The organism is Romboutsia sp. LXY-2 (genome assembly GCF_056171995.1).
Genome location: NZ_JBKFGI010000001.1, coordinates 198,876 through 222,838 on the forward strand (window position 1 = coordinate 198,876; position 23,963 = coordinate 222,838).

The window sequence follows — 23,963 nt, forward strand, 5'->3', positions numbered from 1 at the left end:
CTTTTAGCATAGTCTTTTTACTCTAAATTTTATTGAAAGTCTGTCTCTATATTATTCTATTACAATACTATTAACCTTCTTTTCTATTCTCTCTAAAGCTTCTCTTAAAACATCTCTTTGTGTAGCAATATTTAACCTTTGGAATTGACCATAGTTTTTACCAAAATCACTTCCCTTGTTTAATATAACCCCACAATCATTAATTAAAAATCTACTTAACTCTTCTTCATCCATATTAAGATTAGAAAAATCTATCCATAATAAATAAGTTCCTTCTGGGTGAGTAACTTCTAACTTAGGAATTCTATTTTTTATAAAATCTATAGTAAAGTTCTTATTTTCCTCTAAATAATCCATTAGTTCTTCATACCATACTTGCCCATTTTTATAGGCTTCTTCTTGAGCTATAGTACCCAACAATGTATGACTATCCATGAATAATTTTTCCATATATTTTTGCAATTTTTCTCTTATATCTTTATTTGCAACTATAATATTTGCAGTCTTAAAGCCAGCTATATTAAATGTTTTATTAGGAGCACTACATATTATTGATATATCTTCAAGCTTTTTATCTATTGTTGAAAATACAGTATGCTTATATCCTTTATATACAATATCACTGTGTATTTCATCACATACAACCAATATATTATGCTTTAAGCATATCTCTCCCAGCTTAATTAACTCATCTCTCTCCCATACCCTTCCTATAGGATTGTGTGGGCTACATAATATTATCATCTTAGTTTTATCATTTATTTTATTTTCTAAATCATCAAAATCCATTTTATACTTACCATCTTTAACTATAAGAGGATTATCTACAACCTTACATCCATTATTTTCTATAATATTATAAAATTGATGATATACAGGACTTTGTATAATAATCTCATCGCCTTTATCTGCAAATGCACCTACTACATAACTAATTCCTGGTACTACCCCTGGAGCAAAAACAACCCATTCTTTTTCTATGTTATAATTATGATTTTTTATCATCCATGATTGTAGCGCTTCATAATAAGAATCTGGAGTTGTCCCATATCCAAAAATACCGTGTTCTAATCTTTTCTTAATTCCATCTACTATACTATTCTCTACTTCAAAATCCATATCCGCTACCCACAAAGGTATTGCATCTTCATTATTGAATCTACTTAATAAAGTATCCCATTTTACGCTATTACTACCTTTTCTATCAATTTTTTTATCAAAATTATATTTCATGTTATCATTCCCCTAATAAAATATTTTACTTCTTAGTACACCGTCTATTTATCTATTTTTCTTATTCTCGCTAGTAGAGCTCTATCTGGAGGAAACCCAGTTACAGGATCTAAACATTTATTATCTGTAAGCTCATTAGAATTTGCCGTATCCCATCCATGAGGTATAAAGATACTATTATTAGCTACGTCTTCTGTAATACATACATTAATCTTAATACTTCCTCTTAAACTTTCAACTATTACAGTTTCTCCATCTTCAAGGTTATAATCTCGTGCAGTTGTTTTATTCATCCTTACTTTTGGCAAAGCTTCTTCATTATAATCATTTATAGGTTTAATATTTCTAAATCTTGAATGATAATACTGTACATTTCTCGCTCCAGTTGATAAGGTTAACGGATAATCTTTAACCAAATCTTTACATGAAATAGGACTCTCAGCTGGCTCTTTATAAGTTGGCAGTGGATCTAATCCTAAGCTCTCTAGATAATCAGAATATATCTCTACTTTCTTTGATGGAGTATTAAATCCATATTTCTCATATTTTTTTGTTTCATATGGACCATACTCATATCCATAGTCTATATTTAGCATTTCTTCAAAAGTTTTTTTAGTAGGTTTTAATCTATAATCTATTGCATCTTCTTCTTTCTCCCAAACAAACTCTTCACCATAACCCAATGCTTTTGCCAATTCACTCAAAAACTGCCACTCTGTAACTACATTACTATTAATTATTTTCTTTGATAATCCCATAAGTTCTTTTCCAAATCTCATTGTTCCATTCCATATTTCATTTCTTTCAACATAGTGGGTTCCAGGTATTATTAGATCTGCTAGCTTTGCAGTTTCTGTCATAAAATTATCCATTACAACTAAGAAATCCAATGACTTAAATGCCTCTCTTAACTTATTAGCATCTGGCCATGTAAGTATAGGATTACTTCCTATTACTATCATAGCCTTTAGTGGATATGGTTTTTCGTACAGTATTGCATCACTGAAAATATTAGCTTGTGCTCTTCCGTTTAGCTGATAAAACAATGGATACTCTTTACTTCCTATAGGTTTCTTCATAAGCATTTCTTTATTATTTATAACTACATTACTTAATGGCATAGGTCTATTAATAATTGCACCACCACTTATATCTATATTACCTGTAATAGCTTGAAGTATTGATATGGCTCTTGCACTTTGGAAACCATTACTTTGCAACTCTATAGCTATTCCTGGTGATATATTTGCAGGCTTATTTTGGATATATAATTTAGCAGTCTCAATTATTAATTCTGATGGTACTTGTGTAATTTTCGAAACATAATTTGGTGTATAATCCCTAACCAAGTCTACTAATTTATCAAATCCAACAGTCCATTTTTCAACAAACTCATGATCATATAACTTATCTTTTATTATTAAATGTATTAGACCAAGTGCTAATGCGCCATCAGTTCCAGGTCTTAGTTTCAAATGTATGTCAGCTCTTTTAGCTAATTTAGTTTCTTGTGGGTCTATTACTATTAGCTTTGCACCATTTTTTATTGCTTCATTTATATAAATCATTTGTGGTGGTGAAGAATTTAGAGGATTATATCCCCAAAGAACAATGCACTTACTATTTTTATAATCTGCATTTGGTAATGCACCTACTGTAACCCTATTTGCAATCTCTTTCGATGTGTGACAATGACTTCCTGCTGTAGAGAAATTCGGTGTTTCATATAGAGTGCAAAATCTTTCTGCATAATCAGTAAATTGCATAGCTACACCACTTTGTCCAGTATGCATAGCTAATGATTCTGCCCCAAATTCCGACTTGATAAATTTAAGCTTATCAACTATAATTTCTAAAGCCTTTTCATAGCTTATACTTTCCCAATTACCATCTTTATCTTTTTTTAATGGTAGTACAATTCTATCTGGTGAGTGAACTATATCTGGTAGTGATTTTCCTTTGATACATATAAATCCCTTTGTTAATGGATGTAGTTTATCTCCTCTGACTTCAATAATTTTATTATTTTTTACTACTGCTTCTATTCCGCAAAAAGCATTGCAAATTCCACAGTTTCCTCTTTTTATTTCTGTATCTATGTATTTATCATCAATCATATTCCCTCTCCCAATAATCATTTATCCTGCACAGCATTCTTCCCTATTTATAATATTTAAAAATTGAGCAGTTCTTTTATTTTTAGGATTAGTAAATATGTCTTGAGGTCTTCCTTCCTCAACTATAACACCTTCATCCATGAATATGATTCTATCAGCAACTTCCTTAGCAAAGCATATTTCATGTGTAACTATAAGCATAGTTATTCCTTCCTTAGCAAGAGACTTTATAACGTTTAATACCTCTCCAACAAGCTCTGGATCTAGTGCTGAGGTTGGCTCATCAAATAATATAACACTTGGATTTACTGCCATAGCTCTAGCTATTCCCACTCTTTGTTGTTGTCCTCCAGATAATTTTGATGGATAAAAATCTTTTCTATCTATCATTCCAACCTTATCTAATAACTCTAGTGATATTTCTCTTGCCTCTGATTTGCTTTTTTTATGTACTACTATTAATGCTTCCATAACGTTTTCTAATGCTGTTTTATTCTTAAATAAGTTATAATTTTGAAATACCATAGATGTATTTTTTCTTAACTTTGATATATCTTTCTTTGTAGCTTTACTTATATCTACTTCTGCGTCTCCAATAGTTATCCTACCTTGTGTTGGCTCAACTAAGTAATTTAGACATCTAAGCAAAGTTGATTTACCTGTACCTGAAGGTCCAAGTATTGCAACAACTTCACTTTGATTTATTTCTAAGTCTATTCCTTTTAATACCTCTGTATTGTTAAAGCTTTTATGTAAATTTTCTATTTTTATCATTTATATATATCCCCCTAGTACTTATAACATACTTTGTTTTCTATTTGCTTTTGAATTTGTTCAAATATTATAACTAATATCCAATAAACTACCATAACAGCAAAATATGCTTCAAAGAATTTAAACGTTGTTGCTGAAGCTATTTTTGCCTTTGCAAGCACGTCAATAACCCCTACTGTAAACCCAAGGGATGAACTCTTTATAAGCATTATGAAATTATTTCCTATTGATGGTATAGCAACCCTTATAGCTTGTGGTATTATTATCCTTACCATCGCCTGTATGCTATTCATACCAACTGAACTACAAGCTTCAAATTGCCCTTCTTCAACTGACTCAAGCGCCCCTCTAAAATTCTCTGCCATATATGCTGACATATTTAAGCTTAAAGTTACTATAGTTGCGGTTACCGCACTCATATTTTGAAATGCTGGTATAATCTGAGGAACCCCAAAACTTAAAAAGAATAATTGAGCTAGAAGTGGTGTAGCTCTAAAAAACGAAATATAAATACCTAGTATTTGATTTAATATTTTCACCTTAAAAAATCTAATTACCGATATAACACTCCCTAGTATAACTGTAAATATTAAAGATACTAATGCTATGTATAAAGTTACTTTTACTGCTGAAATTAGTAGTGGATATAAACTCATCATATACTCTACGTCAAATTTCATAAATCTCCCCCCTTAATTAACTACTTCTATTTATTCATGCAATTATAATTATATATCCTTTCTATTATGCATATTAATCGATTTTTCCTATTTCCAAATAATGGAATATAGAAATTTGCGATTTGTTTTATGACATATTCTGTTATAAAATGAGTATGTTTGATTTAATTACACATATTTTAGGGGGATAATCATAATGAGATTAAGAAAAAAAATATCAATTGCTGCAACTTCACTGTTAGTATTTGCTTTACTTACAGGTTGCTCAAGTACAGATGCAAAGGATGATAAATCAGCATCTTCTTCAGATGTTATAACAGTAGGATCCGATCAAACTACTGTACCATTTACTTATATTGAGGATGATAAACACGTTGGATTTGAGGTTGATGTATGGAATGAAATAGGGAAAAGATTAGGTAAAGAAGTTAAATTTGAGATGGCACAATTCTCTTCTTTATTTGGAATGCTAGATAGCAATAAGATTGATACTGTTTCTAACTATGTTACTATAACACCTGAGAGACAAGAAAAATATGACTTTGCTACTACATACTGCTATGGAAGTATTGGTTTTTTAGTTAATCCAAGCACTTCAAATATTAATAGTATAGAAGATTTAAAGGGGAAAAAAATCGGGGTTATTAATGGTTCAGAAACAGTTACTATGCTAGAAAGTCTTAAAAAAGAAAAAAATATTGACTTTGAAGTTATAGTATATGACGATGATGACATTTTATATCCAAGTTTAAAAGCTGGTAAAATAGATTTATATTGTACTAATCTTGCAGTTGCTTTAACTGATATAAAAGATGGACGTACAGATGCAAAAGTTCTTGATTTAACACTTTCTGAAGTAGAATGTGGATATGCTTTTTCTAAAGAAAATTCTAAACTTAAAGATGAAGTTTCTAAAGTTATAAGTGATATGCACTCAGATGGAACTTTGACTAAGATCTCTGAAAAGTGGTTTGGTGGAGATATTACTAAGTCAAATATGTAAATAATATAAAAATACAAAAATAGGTTTATAATATTTTTTATAAATACATTAAAATATAACTAAAAAACAAAAGAGCTGCTCATGACAATATACATTGTACATGAAGTAGCTCTTATTTAATATATTACTCAGCTATTGAAACTGGGTATACACTAACTTTTTCTTCTTATCTTTTCTCTCGAATTTAACAGTTATAGAGTCATCTATCTACAAGTTAGGTTTTGAGTTAGTAATATAAAACTTAGTGTCTCCATAAGATGCAAAGTCTCCTAATAAATTTCCATCGTGATCATTAGCTATTAATTTAAGTTCTCTAACTCCACTTAAATCTATTGAAACAAATTCAGCATCACTATCTTTTCTTATTGTGTTTGATCTAAACACTTCAACACCATCTGCTAATATCCTAAAGTCTATACTTGTTCTATTATCATCGTAATTTTTATCTGTTCCTAAATATGTTGTAAAGTAATTATAATCTTTTCCTTCTAGGTTATATACTATTTCAGAATTTGTAGCAACACCGATTCCTTTATCAAATTCTTTTACAGTACCATCTACTTTTAGCTTTATCTTATTATTAGAACCTACTGCTTTGTCTTTATTTACAGTTCTCCATCCAGTTGTTGCACTTTCCCATACTACATCTGATGCATAGTTTATATCACTATATACTAATATCTCCTTAACCTTAGTAACTATATTATTATCACTATCAGTTACTGTATAAGTTACTTTATAGTTTCCAGTTTTATTAAAATTAAATCCTCCATCTTCAACTGTAATACTTTGAGTTAAGTCGCCATCTTCTATATCTGTAGCTACTACATTATCTAAAAGGTTAAATTCTGTTCCTAACTTCATTTGAACAGTCTCATCACCTATAATTAATGTTGGTTTTGCATTATTATTAGTTAACTTCGGGCTTGCTATAACTGCATGGTCAGAAGAATTTCCATTGCCACCATCGTGAATTTCTATCTTAAGTTCTTTCGCTCCTTTTATATCAGCACTTACATATACTGCATCATCTTTATGTTTTAGTACATTTGTAGTTTTTACTGTTTTTCCATCTACTACTATTTTAAATGTTATAGATGATCTATCTTGTGATTCTATACCCATATCCACACCTAAAAGAGCTTCAAACGTGTCATAATCTTTATCACTTAAATCATATACAATTTCACCATTTGCATGAATTCCAAATCCTTTTTCATACTCTTTTATTTCACCATTTCTTCTTACTTTTATGTTGGTATTTTTTCTTGGTGTTCCATACTGTGTACTTACACTTTTCCATTCTTTATCTGATAAATAGTCATATTCACTTACAACTTCAACTTGCATAGAAGCAAATGACTCTACTCCATTATCTAGTACTTTGTAATCTACATTATATATCCCAGCCTTAGATATATCTATATTATGAGTTATTTCTATATTTTCTAGCTTTTCACCCTTATAGTTAGTAGCGACAACATATTCTTTTAAATCAAATTTTTCATTTACTGCTAAAGTAATTTTTTCATCTGACTTAATATTTGGTTTAAATGCATTAACAATTATGATTTTTCCAGGGTTAAGTTTTAAATCATAAGGTATTACCTCATATCTTGCGTTTTCTGTTATATCTATATTTTCAATAACAAACTGATTAGTTCTGCTAAATCCTATAACCACTCCATCCTTTAATATTTCATATCCTAATAAATGCTTTTTGTTTTCTTCATCCATATCAAAGGTTAAGGTATTAGTTTTATTATTTTCATCTATTTTAGAGTTCACATTTACAGTTAAACTATCAGTAAATCCATTATCTTTATAATCCCTTGCATTTGAATGTATGTACCATATTTTTTGATCTAATTCTGGTAATTTAGAAAGTTCGTTTTTAGCTTCTTCAGATAAAGTAAATCCATATCTTTCAAAGTATTCTGTTAGATTTTTACCTACTATCTCACTAGAGTACTTTGCAAGTGTATCTTTTTTATCTTGATAATCTTCTATACTTGGTCTTTTCTCTCTATACATTCTTTCTAACTGTGACCAGTACCCAACCTTATAAGCTTCTAGTTGTCCAAACATTGCTAAATTAGCACCACTTACTTCCTTATAATTATGGTTTAGTGCTACATTTTTATCTACATAATTATAATCTAGATTACAACCAAAACCTTCTTTGATGTAGATTTCATTAGCCCACATATTATTAGTTACTTCTCCCCATGTTCTTTGAGGTATATCCATTTGATGTCCAACTTCATGCATAGTTCCCCATGCTATACCTTTTATGCTATTCTTATCAGTTCTTAAGAAATCATCTGCAACATGTTTTTGTATACCTATATGGTCTGATGCTGCATACGCTCCTCCAAATGGTTGCATAACTCTGACTGCGGTTCTAACATTTGTAGAGTCGTGCTGTTGTTGTGTTTTATCGTCTTCTAGACCTGCAAATTTAAATCCGTCTTCAAATCTATCACTCCAAACATTTATCCCCTCTTCAACATCTATACCTTCATTTACAAACACTTGATAAGCATCACTTGCAGTACCTGTAAATAATATTCTATCTGAATTATATTCAAATATATCTACTGCTGTATCTGGATTTGCATCCATATATTCTTTATAAGCTTTCAACTCTTCTATAAACTGAGCTTGATTATCACCTGTATTAAATACTGGGAATTTTTGTCCTCCTTCGATAGATACTACCGGTGCCTTACTTTGATTTTCATTTGTATATGGATTTAATAAATATATCGCTCCACCTTTGTTAGCTTTATGTGTCCAGTTTTCATCGTATATTTCAGGTACTATAAATTTATTGTATCCTTGTTTTAATTGATAATTTCTTCTCCAATTTCCATAATGACCTTGTGATTGAGAAAATACTATCTGCGGTAGTGGCTCATCTTTATTAGCCTCAACGTAAACTTCTATAACTTCACCTGGCTTTGCAACTATACCTGTTGTTATAAAGTTTGTACCAAATGAAGACATTAATAAATTATCACTAGCATGACCATGTACATCACCAAGTTGAGGTAGAGTTATTTTGATTTGGTCTTTTTCAAAATCATTGTTTATAACTGAATAAGCTCTATCTATAAACTCTTGTAATCTTTCTTTATTAGGATGATTATTAACTTCATTTTGTAATAAATCTATAGCTTCCTTAGAATTAAATTCTTCTTTTAAGCTTGTCATAGTTCCATCTATAAACATATTGTTTAGCTTTTCATTTATTTCATCTTGTTTGTAGAATAAAAATTCATTTGCCGTTGCCCAGTTTTGATTAGATTTTTTATACTTAAACTTTATTCTCTTAACCTCTGTTGGATTAAATTTCGCTTCTACTAATCCATTTACTCTATTATGAGAACCTGTTGATATTAATTGATATGTATCGCCCTCAGAAGTTTTTGAACCATATATTTCAAATTCTTCAGCAAAACCTTTTGTATCAACTTGTCTAGCTCCGTAAACAATTCTATCTAGTACAATATTTTCTTTAAATTCTATTTCTACTTCATTATTAAAGTCTGCTCCATTAGCTTTATTTGTTTCCCAGTATGTATTTAAATCACCATCTATTGCATTTGCTATAACTTGAGATGAATAATATCCTGCATTGTTTTTTATAGATTTTATATTACTTTTATCTATTTGAAACCTTTCGTTATATGCGCTATTTTCATATAGTTCATATTGAGATGTAATTGCTTGGCTTGGCTTTATTTGTTCATTAGCTAACAAAATTTTAGCATTTTCTATTTTTTCTTTATATACATCATATAATGGATGTATTTTCACTTCATTTTCAAGTTCTTCTAATTTTTCTATAGTATTGAACTCTTCGCTCACTACACTTAAAGTATTATCAATGAACAGTCTATCCATTTTTTCTGAGACTAAATCTTCTTTATAAAAAGCAATTTCACTAATTGTAGCCCAGTTATCTTTTCCTTTATTAAATTTAAACTTCATTCTTTTAAATTCAGTTGGATTAAAGTTAGCTTCTATTAGCCCTTTTACTACGTTATGTTTTCCTGTTGCTACTAATTCATATGTATCTCCTGAAGTTGTTTTTGAGCCATATATCTCAAACTCCTCTGCAAATCCTTTGCTATCAGATTGCCTAGCTCCATAAACTACTCTATCTAATACAACTTTTTCTTTAAAAACTAATTCTAATTCATTTTTAAATGTATCAGAGTTTACTGTATTACTTTCCCATGCAGTGTTTATATCTCCATCAGTTGCATAACTTAGAGGTTTATTCATGTTATGTCCTGCATTATTCTTAATTGACTCTATGTTTGAATTGTCCATTTTAAATACTTCATTATATTTTTCATTATCATAAAAATCAAATGAAGTTATTTTGGCTTCAGTTGCTACTACTTTATCGCTTTCTACAAGTACCTTTGCATCTTCTAATTTTTCTTTGTATGCATCATATAAAAGGTGTGTTTTAAGTTCATTCTCTAAAGCATCTATTTTTTCTATTGAGTTAAACTCTTCACTTACTACACTTAAAGTATTATCAGTGAATAGTCTATTCATCTTATTTATTACTTCATCTTCTTTATAAAACCACATTTCAGAAATACTTGCCCAGTTAGCTGTTCCTTTATCAAATACGAACTTTATCTTTTTTACATTATTTTTTTCAAAATCTATTTCTAAAAAATCTTGTGTATTTTTATGTTCTCCATCAGCTATTTTTACAAATTCTGAATCACTTGAACTAGCTCCATATATAGAAAATTTCTCTGCAAATCCTCTATCTATGCCTCTTCTATTTCCATAAACTATTCTACCTATATCTATATTTTCTTTAAACTCAACTATAACCTCATTTGTAAATATATCACTATTTAACTTTCCTGTATGCCAATATGTATTTATATCTCCATCCACTGCATCTCCTATAGGTCCTCCTAAAGAGTTTCCACCGTTAGTAGTTATAGACTGTATATTACTGTTATCAATTTTGTATGAATCATCATATTGAGATAAATTTTTTGACTCTAATGCTAAAAATTTATTTATTCTTGTTTGTGTATTATGTATTTGACTGTCATTGCTATAACTTTCTACAGTTTTAATATTTGCACTTAATTCCTCTGCAAATACTTTTATTGCAGGTGTACCTGCATTTATTGCTGTTACTACAGATAGACCTATTGCTAGCTTTCTAAATTTCATAATCTTCTCCCTCTAACTTGTATTTTTATTTTCCCCCAGTTAAAGTTCTTTGTAACAAAATTCGCCTTGCTTCATGGCACCAACGACTTCATCCGTTGCTAAAAAAAGCTACTCCAATTTTAGAGTAGCTAAAGTTTGCACAACAAATATAAGTATAATCGTCGTAATACAAAGACATACAATCTCTGGCAACTGGCTGGCATAGTTAAAACCTTAGCCCCTTTAGCTTTGCGTCACTAGATTTCTCTAGTTTTGCCTATTTATTTTTATAGATTATACCATATTATTCCAAATATATACAATATTTTTACAAATTCAAAATTAATATCTATATCAAATTCATTAAAACACTCTAGTATCTTATATCTTAGATTGCCAGAATTAGATACCGGTGAGTCTAGATAAATTTTGACTTGTTTACAATTATGTTTTTCTAAAAATTTACCTATTAGCTTAATGCTATTTCTGATTGATATTTATCACCTTATTGTTGTATTTATATTTGAATTTATTGTTTTAATCTAGTATAATTATCAAAATAATATATACTATAGGATATTAATAATTTGGAGGATAAACCTTATTACTTATGAAGAATATAGGAATGAGAACAATAAAAACAGGACTAGGAATATATTTATCAATACTACTTTCACCATTGATAGTAAAGACCCCTCTTTATGCTGCCATAGCTTGTATGATGTCTATACAAACTTCAGTAAAAGGATCAGTAGTAAAAGGTCTTAGCAGAATAAAAGGGACTATATTAGGAGGTATTATAGGTTTCTTAGTTACATATTTCTTAATGCCTAACAGTGCTATAATCTGTGGTCTTGGAGCTATATTAACAATATATTTGTGTCTTTACCTAAAGATGAAAGATGAAGTATCTATCGCTACAGTTACTTTTTTATCTATAAATTTAGGGGCTATAGGTCCTAATTTGATAGATCATTCTATTCAAAGAGTAATTGATAACTCAGTGGGTGTATTTATAGGTATTTGTATTAACTACTTTTTAGCAAGACCTAATCATGCAAAAGATGTAATCAACACCTTAGAGAACATATCATTAAGTATTGATAAATTTCTTAATTCTAAGATTTTAAAAAAGAAAAAAGTAATATTTGATATTGAAAAATTGGAGTCACTTATTGGTGTGCTTGAAAAAACACATACTGAACTTGTGGTTTCTGTAGACTATGACAGAATCGATGAGAATATAAATTTCGAAGAAAAGGAAAAGTCTATTGAAAATTTAATAACCCTTTGTAGGGAGTTGTATTTTCATATTCAATCTATTATGCATTTAGAAAGAAAGCTATTTTTAAGTAATTTTAATTATAGAAATTTGAAAGAATTATATCCAGACGATAATATCAGCTGGGAAATAGACGATGTTAAGAGCCCAGTTTTTAATTATCATTTGAGTAAAATTTTAAGTAGATACTATATTCTTAATGAAAATTTAGTTAAGATTGGAATAGAATTAGACAACAATAAAACAGATGAAGAATAATATTTATCTTTCATCTGTTTTATTATGTTTAAAAACATAAATATATTATTTATGCTTAGACTGATTCATATCATCCTAAGTTTATTTGTAATTTATTATTATTTTATTTATAATAAATTACAAATAAACTTATATATTAAATATTAAAATAGAATCGGAGGAAGTACATATGTATTCAGCAGAGTATTTCATAAAAAATTTAGATCTTGAAAAACATGTAGAAGGTGGATATTTTAAACAAACCTTTCTTTCAAGTGAAAGTATTACATCAAATGATTTAAAAACAAAATTTGAAGGAGAAAGGACACTTTGGACTAGTATCTATTTTTTATTAATGGATGGTGAAGTATCTAACTTACATAGACTAAAATCTGATGAAATGTGGTATTATCATGCTGGTTCACCTTTGACTGTTTATATGATAAGTCCAGAGGGAGAACTTACTACTCATGAACTTGGACTAAATATTGAAAATGGTGAAGTTCCACAAGTTTTAGTTCCAAAAAATTATATATTTGGTTCTTCTATGAATCATAAAGGGTTTTCGTTAGTTGGATGCATGGTTTCTCCTGGATTTGAATTTAAGGATTTTGAATTGTTTAAAAGAGATTATTTACTAGATTTATATCCTCAACACAAAGAAGTTATACTGAAATTAACTAGAGACTAATCTCTATTAGTCAAAATTAAAAGCAAGTCTTACGAAAATCAACTTAAAATATTTTTGTGTATTCTTAACCAAATTTAAAGAACAATAATCATTAATATTGAAGGACTATGATGAATATATCATAGTCCTTTTTACTTATTTCTTTCATTTTTGCAAAAAGAAATACCTACCTAATAAAAAGTGTCATTTTTAGCAAAGTACACCCACTTGATATAGAAAAATGTTCATGATTTATGCTTAGACTCAAGTGTAAAAAGTACCACGTCGTAAAACACGACGTGGCCTTTGTATTAATATCTATTTAATTTCAACAGTCTTTTCAACAGTCTCTTCTACTGTTCTCACATAATCAACACCATCTATATTTAGTATATCCGAGTGCTTAGAGTTATTATCTGCTACCTAATAATTATATTTATATAATACTACCTTTATATTAGATATATTTTCACGAGCTTCAAAGAAGTGCTTATCTATATTCCCGTAACTTTCTCCACCCTTCATACGTATTTCATTATCTTGTTCATCATACATTTTTACTTCATATAATTGTAGAATATCATCTTCTGTACGGCTCTCATTTCCATAATCTACAGTAACTATAGTCTCTAAAGGTGTAGCTATAACTGAGTCTAAAGTTACTCCATTTGAAAGACTCTCATTAATATTCACTTCTTTTTCAAAACTTCTTTCTACTTCTACAGGTACTTTAAAAGCCCAGCTCCCATTATACATTTTTGTCTCGGGCATAAATGGTATTTTCCTTCCTTGTTTTCTTGTCATAAAAGATGTTATCTTTATCTCAAAATCAAATTTATCTGGTATATCTACTCCCAATGCTTCTAAATTATATGTGTGCATTCCTACAAAAGTTTTATCATCTATAAACCCACCATTTATTCCACTAAATTCCCAAGTCGGAAGCTCCTGATCTGTAAAACTTGCTCTATTATATTCTTCTATAGTACCTAACTGTGTTATGTCTAGATGGTCATATTTTTCTTCTGTATATGTCCATTTAAATGGTTTTTCATTTTCCACTGAATATGTTACATATAGCTTATATCCATCACAAACGACTTCTTTTAAAGTTACACTTATTCCATTAGATGTTACTACTTGATCTATGGCTGTAGCATATTGAGAATATTTTGTTGGAAATAATATCTTTTCCTCAATAATCTCAAAAACATTTCCTATAATAGGTATTTTAGAAGCTAATGCTGGATTTATTATTCCAATGATTATTATTGCTGATATACTTGCAACAATAATGTTCTTTATACTTTTCTTTTTCTCATACGTTTTTTCATGTGAGGCTTTTTTTATTCCTTCTTTAATAAAAGAATCTATTCTATCAGGAACTTCTATTTCATCAAAGTAATTTTTACTCATTTAAATAATCCTCCCTTAGTACATTTTTCATACATTCTCTGGCTCTTCTTAAGTGACTTTTTACAGTATTAATCGGTATTCCCATTACATATGAGATATCTTCAACTGTCATATCATCAAAATATTTTAATATTATAATTGTTTTGTATTCTGGTTTTAAGGTATCTATTGCTTCATGTAAATCCACTTTTTCTTCAATAGTTACTTCATTTTGTATGTATACTATATTTTCATCTATTTGACTTATTGGTATTTTACTTTCTTTTTTTAAGGAAGTTATCGCTATGTTCACAAGTATTTTACATATCCAAGGCTTAAAGGATGTTTCCTTCTTTAAACTCTTTATATTTTGCCATGCTCTGTATGTACATTCTTGTATTAGATCTAATGCCTGATCCTCATTTTTTGTGTAGCTAAATGCAACTTTGTATAAGTAAGATTTATACTTTTTTACTAACTCTTCAAAACATTCTCCGTCCCCTTTTATTGACTTCTTGATTAGTTTTTCTTCAGACCATATTTCTTTTTTACCTTTATTTAATAATAAAATGATATTATCCACTCGATTCCTCCCCTTACTTTTTGTGATCACATATCTATAGACATTAATATTATATATTTGGTTGCAACTTTTTTAATTTTTTTATACAAAAAAATAGACCCTACCATAAATATCGGTAGAGTTGTTCTATATATACTTAGTTTTATTATACATTAACTCTTATTAATTTTATAAGATTAACTTCTTAGTGTGTAAAATAAGCGTCTCACACTTGATAAAAAATATATAATTAAAATCGTTCATTATACACTTTGTTATTTTATTTTTCTTCTATATTTCATTCAGTATATATTTTAATACATAAAAATGACTATATACAATTAAAAACACAACTACAAAATTATCAATGTATTTTTCGCAAATTTCAGTGGTGGAGACGATTCACAACAATAATACCCACAATTTAGTTTTGCACTTTTCTACATAGATTTTGCCCCCATGAGTCATACAAGGATAAAGTCCTTGTTGATAATAATTTTACACACCTATTCTTATTTAACTAATAATAGGTAAAAGTTGGTGTATTATTAAAATCTATACTTCTATTTTTAATTCTTGTGCTCCACTTAATTCTTCTACAATGTTGTCTACCGTACTTATATAATTGTCGTGTTCTTCTTTATTCTTAAAGTGTATACACGATTTATAGATTTTCTTTCCCTCCATATTTGTTATATCTAAATCATAATCGATTATATTTTCACTCTTCTCTTTATTTACCTTAGTGACTATAATATTGTAGATAACAACTATCGTAGGTAATACTATAGTTGAGCCTAAAATATTACATTCAAAGTTTCCAGATGATTGAAAAGCTGCACCTTTTTTACCAAGAAATATATCTTCGTCTAATTCTTTACTCGACTTAAGATTCAATTTATTTATATTTATATTTTCTTTATATGGTTTTTGTTTAACTAGAGTTGTATATAACTCCTCTAGTGAATATATATCTTCTCTACTTATATTTTCTTTTGGTATAACTTTTATATCTATTAGGCTAGTTACTTCTAGCAACTTTTGATAGAAGTCAATCATGTCGGACACTGCTTCATTATTTATATTGGTTTTAAATTTATGAGCTCTATCTCCTAAATCTATTCCCGCAACTTTAAGTTTACCTTCTCCAAACGCTTTATATAATTTAAAATTTTCTATCAGTTGTTCTAGCGAATTACAACTTTCAAAATTTATATCTATATTAAAATCTATTTTTTGCTCTTTTAAATCCATCATATATGAAAACTCTAAATCACTTGAGTCTACGCTCTTAATATTTATCTTATTTATATCTTCTGATGCTTGTCTCTTTACATTTATTATTTTTTTTACATTATCACATTCTAATTGTAGAGTAAATACTTCAAATGGAATAGGTAATAATGCAAGTTCACTAGTAGATATTTTTTCTGCGCTGAACGGAAATTTAACCATATCCTCTACTTTAATTATTTTCGAATCTATTTCTATGCTATTTTTAAATTTTAATGGTTGTTGGGAGCTATATGTATATTGTAATATTTCATCAATGCTCTTATCTTTTAATTCTTTTGATATTATGAAAGATTCTTTCTTAATTATTTTATTAATATCATCTGGTATCATTATACAAGCTCCATCATTATTAGGCTTATAATAAAATCCTTTAGGTAAATCTTTTTCAAGTTGCTTAAGTATTGAGTTTGGGATACTAGTTTCTCTTTTTTGAAATGCTTTTTTAAAACTTGCGCACATATATTATAAATCCTCCCCTATTGAATCTAATATAATTATTTTTGATGCTAAAATAAATTTTTCTTCTATCGATATATCAATCTCATTATTAATATATTGTATAATATCATATCTATCTGCTTCATTTTCTAACAATAGATACTTGATATCACTATATTCAAATTTTAACCATAATTCTTCATAACTTAATATACCTTTAGAAAATGTATTATATGCAGTCTGATTCATATAAATTTCATCAGATATAACTTCTGGTAAATCAATATCATTAGCTATATTGGGTATATATCTCCATTCTTTTTCATCATGAAAATTTGTAGATTCATATTTATCTTTTCTATACATTTCACCTTGTAAAGGTTTTATAAATATCAAATGTTCTAATAAATAATTCTTATACGGTTCTAATATTTGCTCATTCACATCTTCATCTTCTATCTTAAATAAATCTATCAATTCCTTAAATATTCTTGATTTATCATTTATATAATGTATTGGTTGTATTCCATTTTTAATTCCCCATGATTTGTTCATCCCTATTCCTATATTTCCATAATTAGAGCAATGAAATTTGATTTTTTGAACATGTATATCACAAAAACAGGTCATAGGAAAGGCTATTCTATTAACTCCATCTAATCCTAAATAATCTATTACCTCTTCATAATATCTAGGTATAAAAGCCTTATTTCTTAATATCAATTTTAAATACTCAGTTTGTCTCATAAAATTAAATAATGAATTTGCACTTTGTACAGATAAAATAACTTTATCTCTATCTTTATATGCTAATCCTTCCGTTTGTATCTGATTTAACTCACTCACTTTTACTTGTCCCCCTTGTATACCTAAATAAATGCTATTTGATATTGAGTTTTTATAATTGTGTTATCTATGTATAAAAAAAGGAATTTAGCAGTCATAAACCGTTTAAATTCCAATGTTTTTTCGATTAATTGTTGGATACGATTCTCAACAATCAAATCCACAACTTATATAATTATTCTTACATTATAAATCTTCTATAATATTAATATATCAATTCTAATAATGTTTTAACTGTTCCAATTTATACTATCTAATTCATTTATAAATCTTTTTCCACATTCGTATTCAACCATCTTTATAAAATATGCATGTCCATAAAGATATTCTTTGTAAAAAGATTTCCCTTCATTACCTGTATATTTTAAATGCCCATATACCCCAAATTTCTTACAAAAGTAAATATGTTGTCTTAAACTCTTTTTTAGTTCTTTTTTTACACTAAGTCTGTCATTAACAACTAGACCTGTAACCTCTTGCCTGGATTTTCTATACTGTATTTTAAGTTTGTCTAGATTTACTTTAAATCCTTGGCTTTCTATTATTGATTTAATAAATGGCACATGTACAACTATATCTCTATTTCCTGATATAGTTATATCATCAGCGTATCTAGTATAATCACTATTTATTTTTTTAGCTAAACCATCTAATCTTAAATCTATATTCATCATTATTATATTTGCTATATATGGGCTTGATGGTGCACCTTGAGGTAAAGTATCTTTGTAAGTTAGCAACTTTGATAGTACATAACATAACTCTTTTGTATAGCCTAGATTATAAAACATATAAAAAACCTTATTAAAATCTATACTTGGAAAAAAGTTACTTATATCTATATTAACTACTACATCTTTTTTAACATGATATTTAGCATTATCTACAATACTCCTATTTCTTACAAACCCTGTTGCTTTATTATGAACTTTTATATTATATAATATATTATCTAATACCCATCTTTGTATTTTTTTTAAATTATAACTCGGCATTGATATTACTCTATACCTTCCATTCTTTTTAGGTATTTTAATTTCATTATAAAATTCATCAGTATTTACTAAGTAGTAATTTAAAGTTGCTAAGTTAATTCCCATAAGCAAACTTAAATGTTTTTTATCAAAAACTACTGGAACTTCATTATCAATTAATTTCTCTGCATATGTAATACATGCACTTTTATAATAATCATCATATTCTAATTCATTTAATTTTTTTTCTAGCCTATTTAAATAGTCCATTACCCTCACCAATTGTATATTGTCAATAATCTCTACTTAAAATAAATAATATATCATATACCTAATAAACTAATTAAATCAGCTCTTTTGAAAATAGTTTTATTGGATTAAATTGGTTTTTATTTAATCCGATAAAACTGTTGAATTAAATTGCTTTTTATTTAATTCAACGCAGGACTAATAATGATTTTATATTAGTCCTGTATCTATAAAGAAACATTTCATCTTAAATAGCGACTCGCTATTAATTGCTAGAGATTATTGACTTTTTATATTATACCATATTTTACCTTATTTTTTTCATAAATTCATCTGGAATATAAACTTCTTCAATGTTCATTTTTTCATCAGTAAAAAGTTCTTCATCTTCACTCATTGTGTCAAAAAAATCTATATCTTTTAAATTATATTGATCTAAAACTTTAATTCCAATTTCTGTTAGTTTATAATATTTATCTAAAACTAAAGCACCATATTCTTCCATATCATTCAATATAGTTTCTATTTGCTTAAATGTTAATCCAAATAAATTAGATATCTCATTATATGAGTAACTAGATTTCATAGTATTTAGGTAGCTTAATATTAAAATATATTTATATTCCATTTATCCTCCTAATTTCTTTGCATTTCTATTTTGATTTTTTCTATTCTTTTTAGGTCTTCTTCTTGGTGTATATCTATGAAATAAAGGATTCCATTTTTTTTCTTCTCGCAACATCTCACTAGAAAGCCAAAAACTGCTGATTGTATTATTGGGAATATTATGTTCAAATCCAACTAGTAGTTGACTATCTTCATATCCTAATATATTCTTATTATTCTGACCCCAAACATCTGCTTCAAATTTATGTAGTTTATCCTTATGTCCACATTCTAGCCTATCTAGATATACAAATACTTTATCAAATTCATATTTATATTTTAAATATATTTTTAAATCATTATTTTCTTGTTTAAATTTATCTATTTCAATCTTAGCAACTTTAGTAATTGCAACTAAATTTATATATATTTCTTTCTCTCTAATAAAATCTATATTTTTTTCAAGAAATTTTATTATAGTCCCTCCAGTTCCAGATATATCATCAAAAAATATCACAGATTCAATATCATCTGATATTTCTTCTATTCCATGAACTATTGTATCTTTATATAAATATATATTACCTCTTTCTCTATCTATTTCTCTTATCAAAGGAATCATTTCACTTGAGCTATTATACACATTTCCAACAGATGGAAAATGGCATATATTTGCATAATCAATATCTACACATTTCAAGCATTCTATAAGTTGTTCTTCCATTATTTGTTTAATTTCTAATTTATTAAATAATTTGAACTCATTAAAAAGTTCTAATAAAATATTTTTTATCTCGATGTCTTCAGTATTATTTATCCAATTTAATAGTTTTTCTTTTATCCCCCTAGTATAATAAGTTTCTTCTCCATACTTCTCAATAAAAACTCTAATTATTTCATCTATATTAATTATATTATTTTGCATTCTTATAAACCTACATCAATCTCCTATTATTTACTCAATTTTTATTATATCAAATTTTTATAAATAACGTGTGATATATATTATTTATACATTATTTTTATATTTGTTCATAAAATTTATATCTATGCAATATTAATCAATATACACTATTCACTACTTTTACTATAATAAATAAAAAAAGATATTGACTATTTAGCCAATATCTTTTTCATGGATTACAATGATTGCGACGAATCTCATCGCTCCCCTCCAAACTACTTTCAATTATTTCTCTATTACAATCATCTCACTCTCCAAAACATACTCTTAAGAAAATAAATATGTTATCTATTTTTACTCTAACCGTTCCTGATCCTATATTAATATTTTACAAAAAATAATTATATATAAAAATAAACATTTACAATTTAAAACCCTAAACATAAATATATATAGGCCGATAACTATAGAAAGTATTAATTATGAATATTGGTATGTAAATGTGCTACGTCACACTTTTCATTATCTGAATATTCATTCTATTTTTAACAAGGGGGATTTATTATGAAACTAAAGAAAAAATTATTACCGTTAGCTACAATAGCATCTCTTATGCTAACTACAAGCTTGTCATTTGCAGTACCTAATGACTCTGCAAAATATGAGAAGATATTTCTAAACAGAGTTGATTCAGTGAGATCAATGGAACACATCAAGGTGTTATCAGAAGATATAGGACCTAGAATAGCAGCTACTGATGAAGAATATCAAGGTGCTTTATACGTTGCCAGTGAATTTAAAAAGTTAGGCTATGATGTAAATATACAGCCATTTACATATAACAGAGGTGGAGTTGACTATACGTCTTGGAATGTAGTTGCTAGTTTAAAACCATGGACTAAAGGAAATAAAATAGATAAAAACGACTCTAATGAAATAGTCCATGTAACTGCCCATCATGATAGTGTAAAAAATGCTCCTGGGGCAAATGATAATTCATCTGGTACTGCATCTTTGCTTGAAATAGCTAAGGCTATGAATAACATTGATATAGATAAAGAAGTTAGATTTATAGCTACTGGAGCTGAAGAAGTTGGACTTAGAGGTTCTTCTGCATATGTAAATAGCTTAACTGAAGATGAAATAGAAAGAAGTGTTGGATGCTTCAATTTAGATATGGTTGCTACTGCTTATGCACCTGCTAGCGAGTTAGCAGTTTATACTTCTGATGGGCGTGAAAATGTAGTTACTGATGCAATGAAACAAGCTGGTGAAATACTTTCTAATTTATCTACTGATACTGTAGAATATAATGGTGAGTATGATGGACCTATGGGCTCTTCAGATCACGTACCTTTTACTAACAAAGGTATACCCGCAGCTCTATTTATAAATGTTGACCCTTCTAAAAAAGATGACCCAAGAAGTGCTATAGAGCCATACTATCATAAACCAGATGACCATACAGGTAATGTAAGTACTGAAAGATTAGAAAGAACAATTAAATTAACAGGCTTAGCTATATTACAAACACTAAATGTAGACTAAGCATATGGACTATATTTATAAATAATCTATACAAATAAATAATACCCCATGTCAAGGTAATTAGACATGGGGTATTATTATTTCATCAAATTTCAAAGTAAAAATTATTAGAACAAGAATCATATATATACTCTAATAAATTCCTTTATACTGCTCTTTAGGTTTTTTATGTATTAAAACAGTAATAGCTTTTTTAGGACAAGCATTAACACATCTATAACATAAAATACAATCATCATTTTGCAAAATCTCTTTACTAGTTAAATTAAGGTTTTTCATAGGGCAAAGCTTCACACATAAACCACACTTAACACAATCCTCATCAACTTTTACAGAAGACTTATTCTTAGCTTCAATATCAGGCCAGTGTGCACTTTGGCTTTTTCCAACCATATTAGAAACTTTATTAAATCCACGTTTTTTTACTTTCCCCTTTTCTAAATCCTTACAAATACGATTCATCTTTTTATTAGCAGCTGTGATATACTTTTTAGTTTTTTCACCATTTTTTATTGGAAATATGTTAATGTTACATATGTTGTTAGGCATATTAAAGTGCTCTGCATAAATAACTTCACCATAGCCTTCAGGTAAAAGATCTGTAAAAGCTCTCGCACCATCACCAGAAAACATTAGCTGAGTGCAAAATATTATCAGCTTCTTATTTTTTAACTTTTCTACATTTTTAGTAACAAACTCCCTCATTATACGTGGAACATAAGACCCATATATAGGATAACAAAATGCAACTGTATCATGTTTTTCTATCTCTTTTTCAAAATCTATTTTTTCTTCAATAGAGTAACACTTTGCGCCTACTTTTTTACTAAATAAATTTGCTATATACTTTGAGTTACCTGTTCCCGAAAAATATAACATTAGCATAAAATCACCTCCCATCATAATAAAATACTACATCTTCAAAGAATCTCCTTGTTTCTTCTTTTCCCAATGCCTTTTCTAGAACTGAAGTTGATGGGTTTCCTTTATTTATTAAATCATTTATAAAATATTCAAGATGTTTATTTTTTATATCCATCTCTGATTCATCTTCACTAGCACAATCCAAATATGCATCTAATGATTCTAGTACCATCTGACAAAGTAAACTATCATCATTTTTTGTGCCTTTCTTTAAAGGTGAAAACTCATTTCTAAGGGGAGTGTACCAATTTGGATTCTCAATGTAGTTTTCAATGTTACTATATTTCTTATGTATTTTTTTCAATCTGCTGTCTAAGGTTATTGTGTGATTTTTTTCTACTATATGATTTGAGTAAAACTCTATGAACACGGTTCTTTTATTTGCCATTTTTATAAAATCTATAATTACTAAAGGTATATCTTTTTTGAAACTTGGTGTAAATACTACTGTTATCATTTTCATAAGTCCAAAGCCTCTACCCTGAAGTATTGCCATGTTTCCTAAATCTTTTACCTCATATTTTTCTATATTAAACTTTAAAAGATGTATAAGCTTTGGGTAGTAAAATTGTTTTTGAAAGTTTATGCTTGATTGGTTTACTATAAACCTAGATTTGACTTTACCTATTATCTCACTTTTAAATTCTTCAATATCAATCATTTAGCACTCTCCCCCGTCGTGAAACACGACCTCACCTTCATTTTCCTAAATTAGATACTTATGTGAAAAATAATTGTCCCTATTATCTGTTGTAATCATGTCAAATATTATATGATTTGTAATATCATCATAGAACCAATCACTAAAATAATATGAAATCAAATAGGAGCTAAATAAGTTACCATTAATGGTATATCTATCAGACCTCCCTGGGTAAGAACAACAGCCTTCATCTCATATATCTGCTACATTTACTCTTAGGAATTCGGGGAGTGTTGAACTTTGCCTTAGGCTTCCTTCAGATTCCACCTCACGGTGGACACCCTTGCCCTTCACTAACAGTTACAAACTGTAATATGAAAGGA

Annotated in this window: 19 protein-coding genes and 1 riboswitch; of the genes, 4 read left to right on the forward strand and 15 right to left on the reverse strand. The window is 28.2% G+C overall.

Annotation, left to right across the window (positions count from 1 at the left end):
• Window positions 1–51: 51 nt before the first annotated feature.
• The 4 genes from ACI48P_RS00940 to ACI48P_RS00955 are packed head-to-tail and all read right to left on the reverse strand — an operon-like array spanning window position 52 to window position 4,804.
• Window positions 52–1,233, reverse strand: coding sequence for a MalY/PatB family protein (locus ACI48P_RS00940; RefSeq protein ID WP_475212553.1), 1,182 nt, complete (start codon window positions 1,231–1,233; stop codon window positions 52–54).
• 44 nt (window positions 1,234–1,277) lie between these two features.
• On the reverse strand, window positions 1,278–3,350 hold the full coding sequence (locus ACI48P_RS00945) for a molybdopterin-containing oxidoreductase family protein (RefSeq protein ID WP_475212554.1): 2,073 nt from the start codon (window positions 3,348–3,350) through the stop codon (window positions 1,278–1,280).
• 21 nt (window positions 3,351–3,371) lie between these two features.
• Entirely contained in the window at window positions 3,372–4,124 is a 753-nt protein-coding gene (locus ACI48P_RS00950; protein WP_475212556.1) for an amino acid ABC transporter ATP-binding protein, read from the reverse strand.
• Between the two features lie 14 nt (window positions 4,125–4,138).
• Entirely contained in the window at window positions 4,139–4,804 is a 666-nt protein-coding gene (locus ACI48P_RS00955; RefSeq protein WP_475212558.1) for an amino acid ABC transporter permease, read from the reverse strand.
• 196 nt (window positions 4,805–5,000) lie between these two features.
• Here ACI48P_RS00955 and ACI48P_RS00960 point away from each other — a divergent pair, with 196 nt between their 5' ends.
• A complete protein-coding gene (locus ACI48P_RS00960) occupies window positions 5,001–5,807 on the forward strand; it encodes a transporter substrate-binding domain-containing protein (RefSeq protein WP_475212559.1) in 807 nt (268 codons plus the stop codon).
• Window positions 5,808–6,014: 207 nt separating this feature from the next.
• Here the strand turns inward: ACI48P_RS00960 and ACI48P_RS00965 are convergent, their stop codons facing one another.
• Window positions 6,015–11,027: an NPCBM/NEW2 domain-containing protein gene (locus tag ACI48P_RS00965; RefSeq protein ID WP_475212560.1), complete on the reverse strand. Its 5,013-nt coding sequence runs from the start codon at window positions 11,025–11,027 to the stop codon at window positions 6,015–6,017.
• A gap of 184 nt (window positions 11,028–11,211) precedes the next feature.
• A riboswitch (cyclic di-GMP riboswitch) is annotated at window positions 11,212–11,294 on the reverse strand.
• Complete coding sequence (locus tag ACI48P_RS00970) at window positions 11,294–11,503, reverse strand: DUF5616 domain-containing protein (protein WP_475214110.1); 210 nt, start codon at window positions 11,501–11,503, stop codon at window positions 11,294–11,296. Its footprint overlaps the riboswitch before it by 1 nt.
• A gap of 113 nt (window positions 11,504–11,616) precedes the next feature.
• Between ACI48P_RS00970 and ACI48P_RS00975 the strand changes: the two genes are divergently transcribed.
• Complete coding sequence (locus ACI48P_RS00975) at window positions 11,617–12,546, forward strand: FUSC family protein (protein ID WP_475212562.1); 930 nt, start codon at window positions 11,617–11,619, stop codon at window positions 12,544–12,546.
• A 169-nt stretch (window positions 12,547–12,715) separates the two neighbouring features.
• Window positions 12,716–13,216 carry a cupin domain-containing protein gene (locus tag ACI48P_RS00980; RefSeq protein WP_475212564.1) on the forward strand — a complete coding sequence of 167 codons (501 nt, stop codon included), beginning with the start codon at window positions 12,716–12,718 and terminating at the stop codon, window positions 13,214–13,216.
• Window positions 13,217–13,618: 402 nt separating this feature from the next.
• Here the strand turns inward: ACI48P_RS00980 and ACI48P_RS00985 are convergent, their stop codons facing one another.
• The 7 genes from ACI48P_RS00985 to ACI48P_RS01015 all read right to left on the reverse strand — a co-directional run bounded on the left by ACI48P_RS00985 (window position 13,619) and on the right by ACI48P_RS01015 (window position 20,486).
• Window positions 13,619–14,611, reverse strand: coding sequence for a DUF4179 domain-containing protein (locus ACI48P_RS00985; protein WP_475212565.1), 993 nt, complete (start codon window positions 14,609–14,611; stop codon window positions 13,619–13,621).
• Window positions 14,604–15,173, reverse strand: coding sequence for a sigma-70 family RNA polymerase sigma factor (locus tag ACI48P_RS00990; RefSeq protein WP_475212567.1), 570 nt, complete (start codon window positions 15,171–15,173; stop codon window positions 14,604–14,606). Before ACI48P_RS00990 ends, ACI48P_RS00985 begins: the two co-directional genes overlap by 8 nt.
• Window positions 15,174–15,707: 534 nt before the next feature.
• The gene (locus ACI48P_RS00995; protein ID WP_475212569.1) at window positions 15,708–16,907 is read right to left on the reverse strand and encodes an abortive infection system toxin AbiGii family protein; all 1,200 of its coding nucleotides are present in this window, start codon (window positions 16,905–16,907) and stop codon (window positions 15,708–15,710) included.
• Window positions 16,908–16,910: 3 nt separating this feature from the next.
• Window positions 16,911–17,732, reverse strand: a complete 822-nt coding sequence (locus ACI48P_RS01000; protein WP_475212571.1) for an abortive infection system antitoxin AbiGi family protein — start codon at window positions 17,730–17,732, stop codon at window positions 16,911–16,913.
• Between the two features lie 230 nt (window positions 17,733–17,962).
• On the reverse strand, window positions 17,963–18,976 hold the full coding sequence (locus ACI48P_RS01005) for a retron St85 family RNA-directed DNA polymerase (protein WP_475212573.1): 1,014 nt from the start codon (window positions 18,974–18,976) through the stop codon (window positions 17,963–17,965).
• A 286-nt stretch (window positions 18,977–19,262) separates the two neighbouring features.
• Window positions 19,263–19,583 carry a hypothetical protein gene (locus ACI48P_RS01010; RefSeq protein ID WP_475212575.1) on the reverse strand — a complete coding sequence of 107 codons (321 nt, stop codon included), beginning with the start codon at window positions 19,581–19,583 and terminating at the stop codon, window positions 19,263–19,265.
• Window positions 19,584–20,486 carry a phosphoribosyltransferase-like protein gene (locus ACI48P_RS01015; protein ID WP_475212577.1) on the reverse strand — a complete coding sequence of 301 codons (903 nt, stop codon included), beginning with the start codon at window positions 20,484–20,486 and terminating at the stop codon, window positions 19,584–19,586.
• Between the two features lie 543 nt (window positions 20,487–21,029).
• Between ACI48P_RS01015 and ACI48P_RS01020 the strand changes: the two genes are divergently transcribed.
• Window positions 21,030–22,013 (forward strand): M20/M25/M40 family metallo-hydrolase, encoded by a 984-nt coding sequence (locus ACI48P_RS01020; protein WP_475212579.1) that lies wholly within the window; start codon window positions 21,030–21,032, stop codon window positions 22,011–22,013.
• A gap of 132 nt (window positions 22,014–22,145) precedes the next feature.
• Here ACI48P_RS01020 and ACI48P_RS01025 read toward each other — a convergent pair whose 3' ends face one another.
• Window positions 22,146–22,898 (reverse strand): EFR1 family ferrodoxin, encoded by a 753-nt coding sequence (locus ACI48P_RS01025; protein ID WP_475212581.1) that lies wholly within the window; start codon window positions 22,896–22,898, stop codon window positions 22,146–22,148.
• Window positions 22,899–22,902: 4 nt separating this feature from the next.
• A complete protein-coding gene (locus ACI48P_RS01030; RefSeq protein ID WP_475212583.1) occupies window positions 22,903–23,598 on the reverse strand; it encodes a hypothetical protein in 696 nt (231 codons plus the stop codon).
• Window positions 23,599–23,963: the final 365 nt, after the last annotated feature.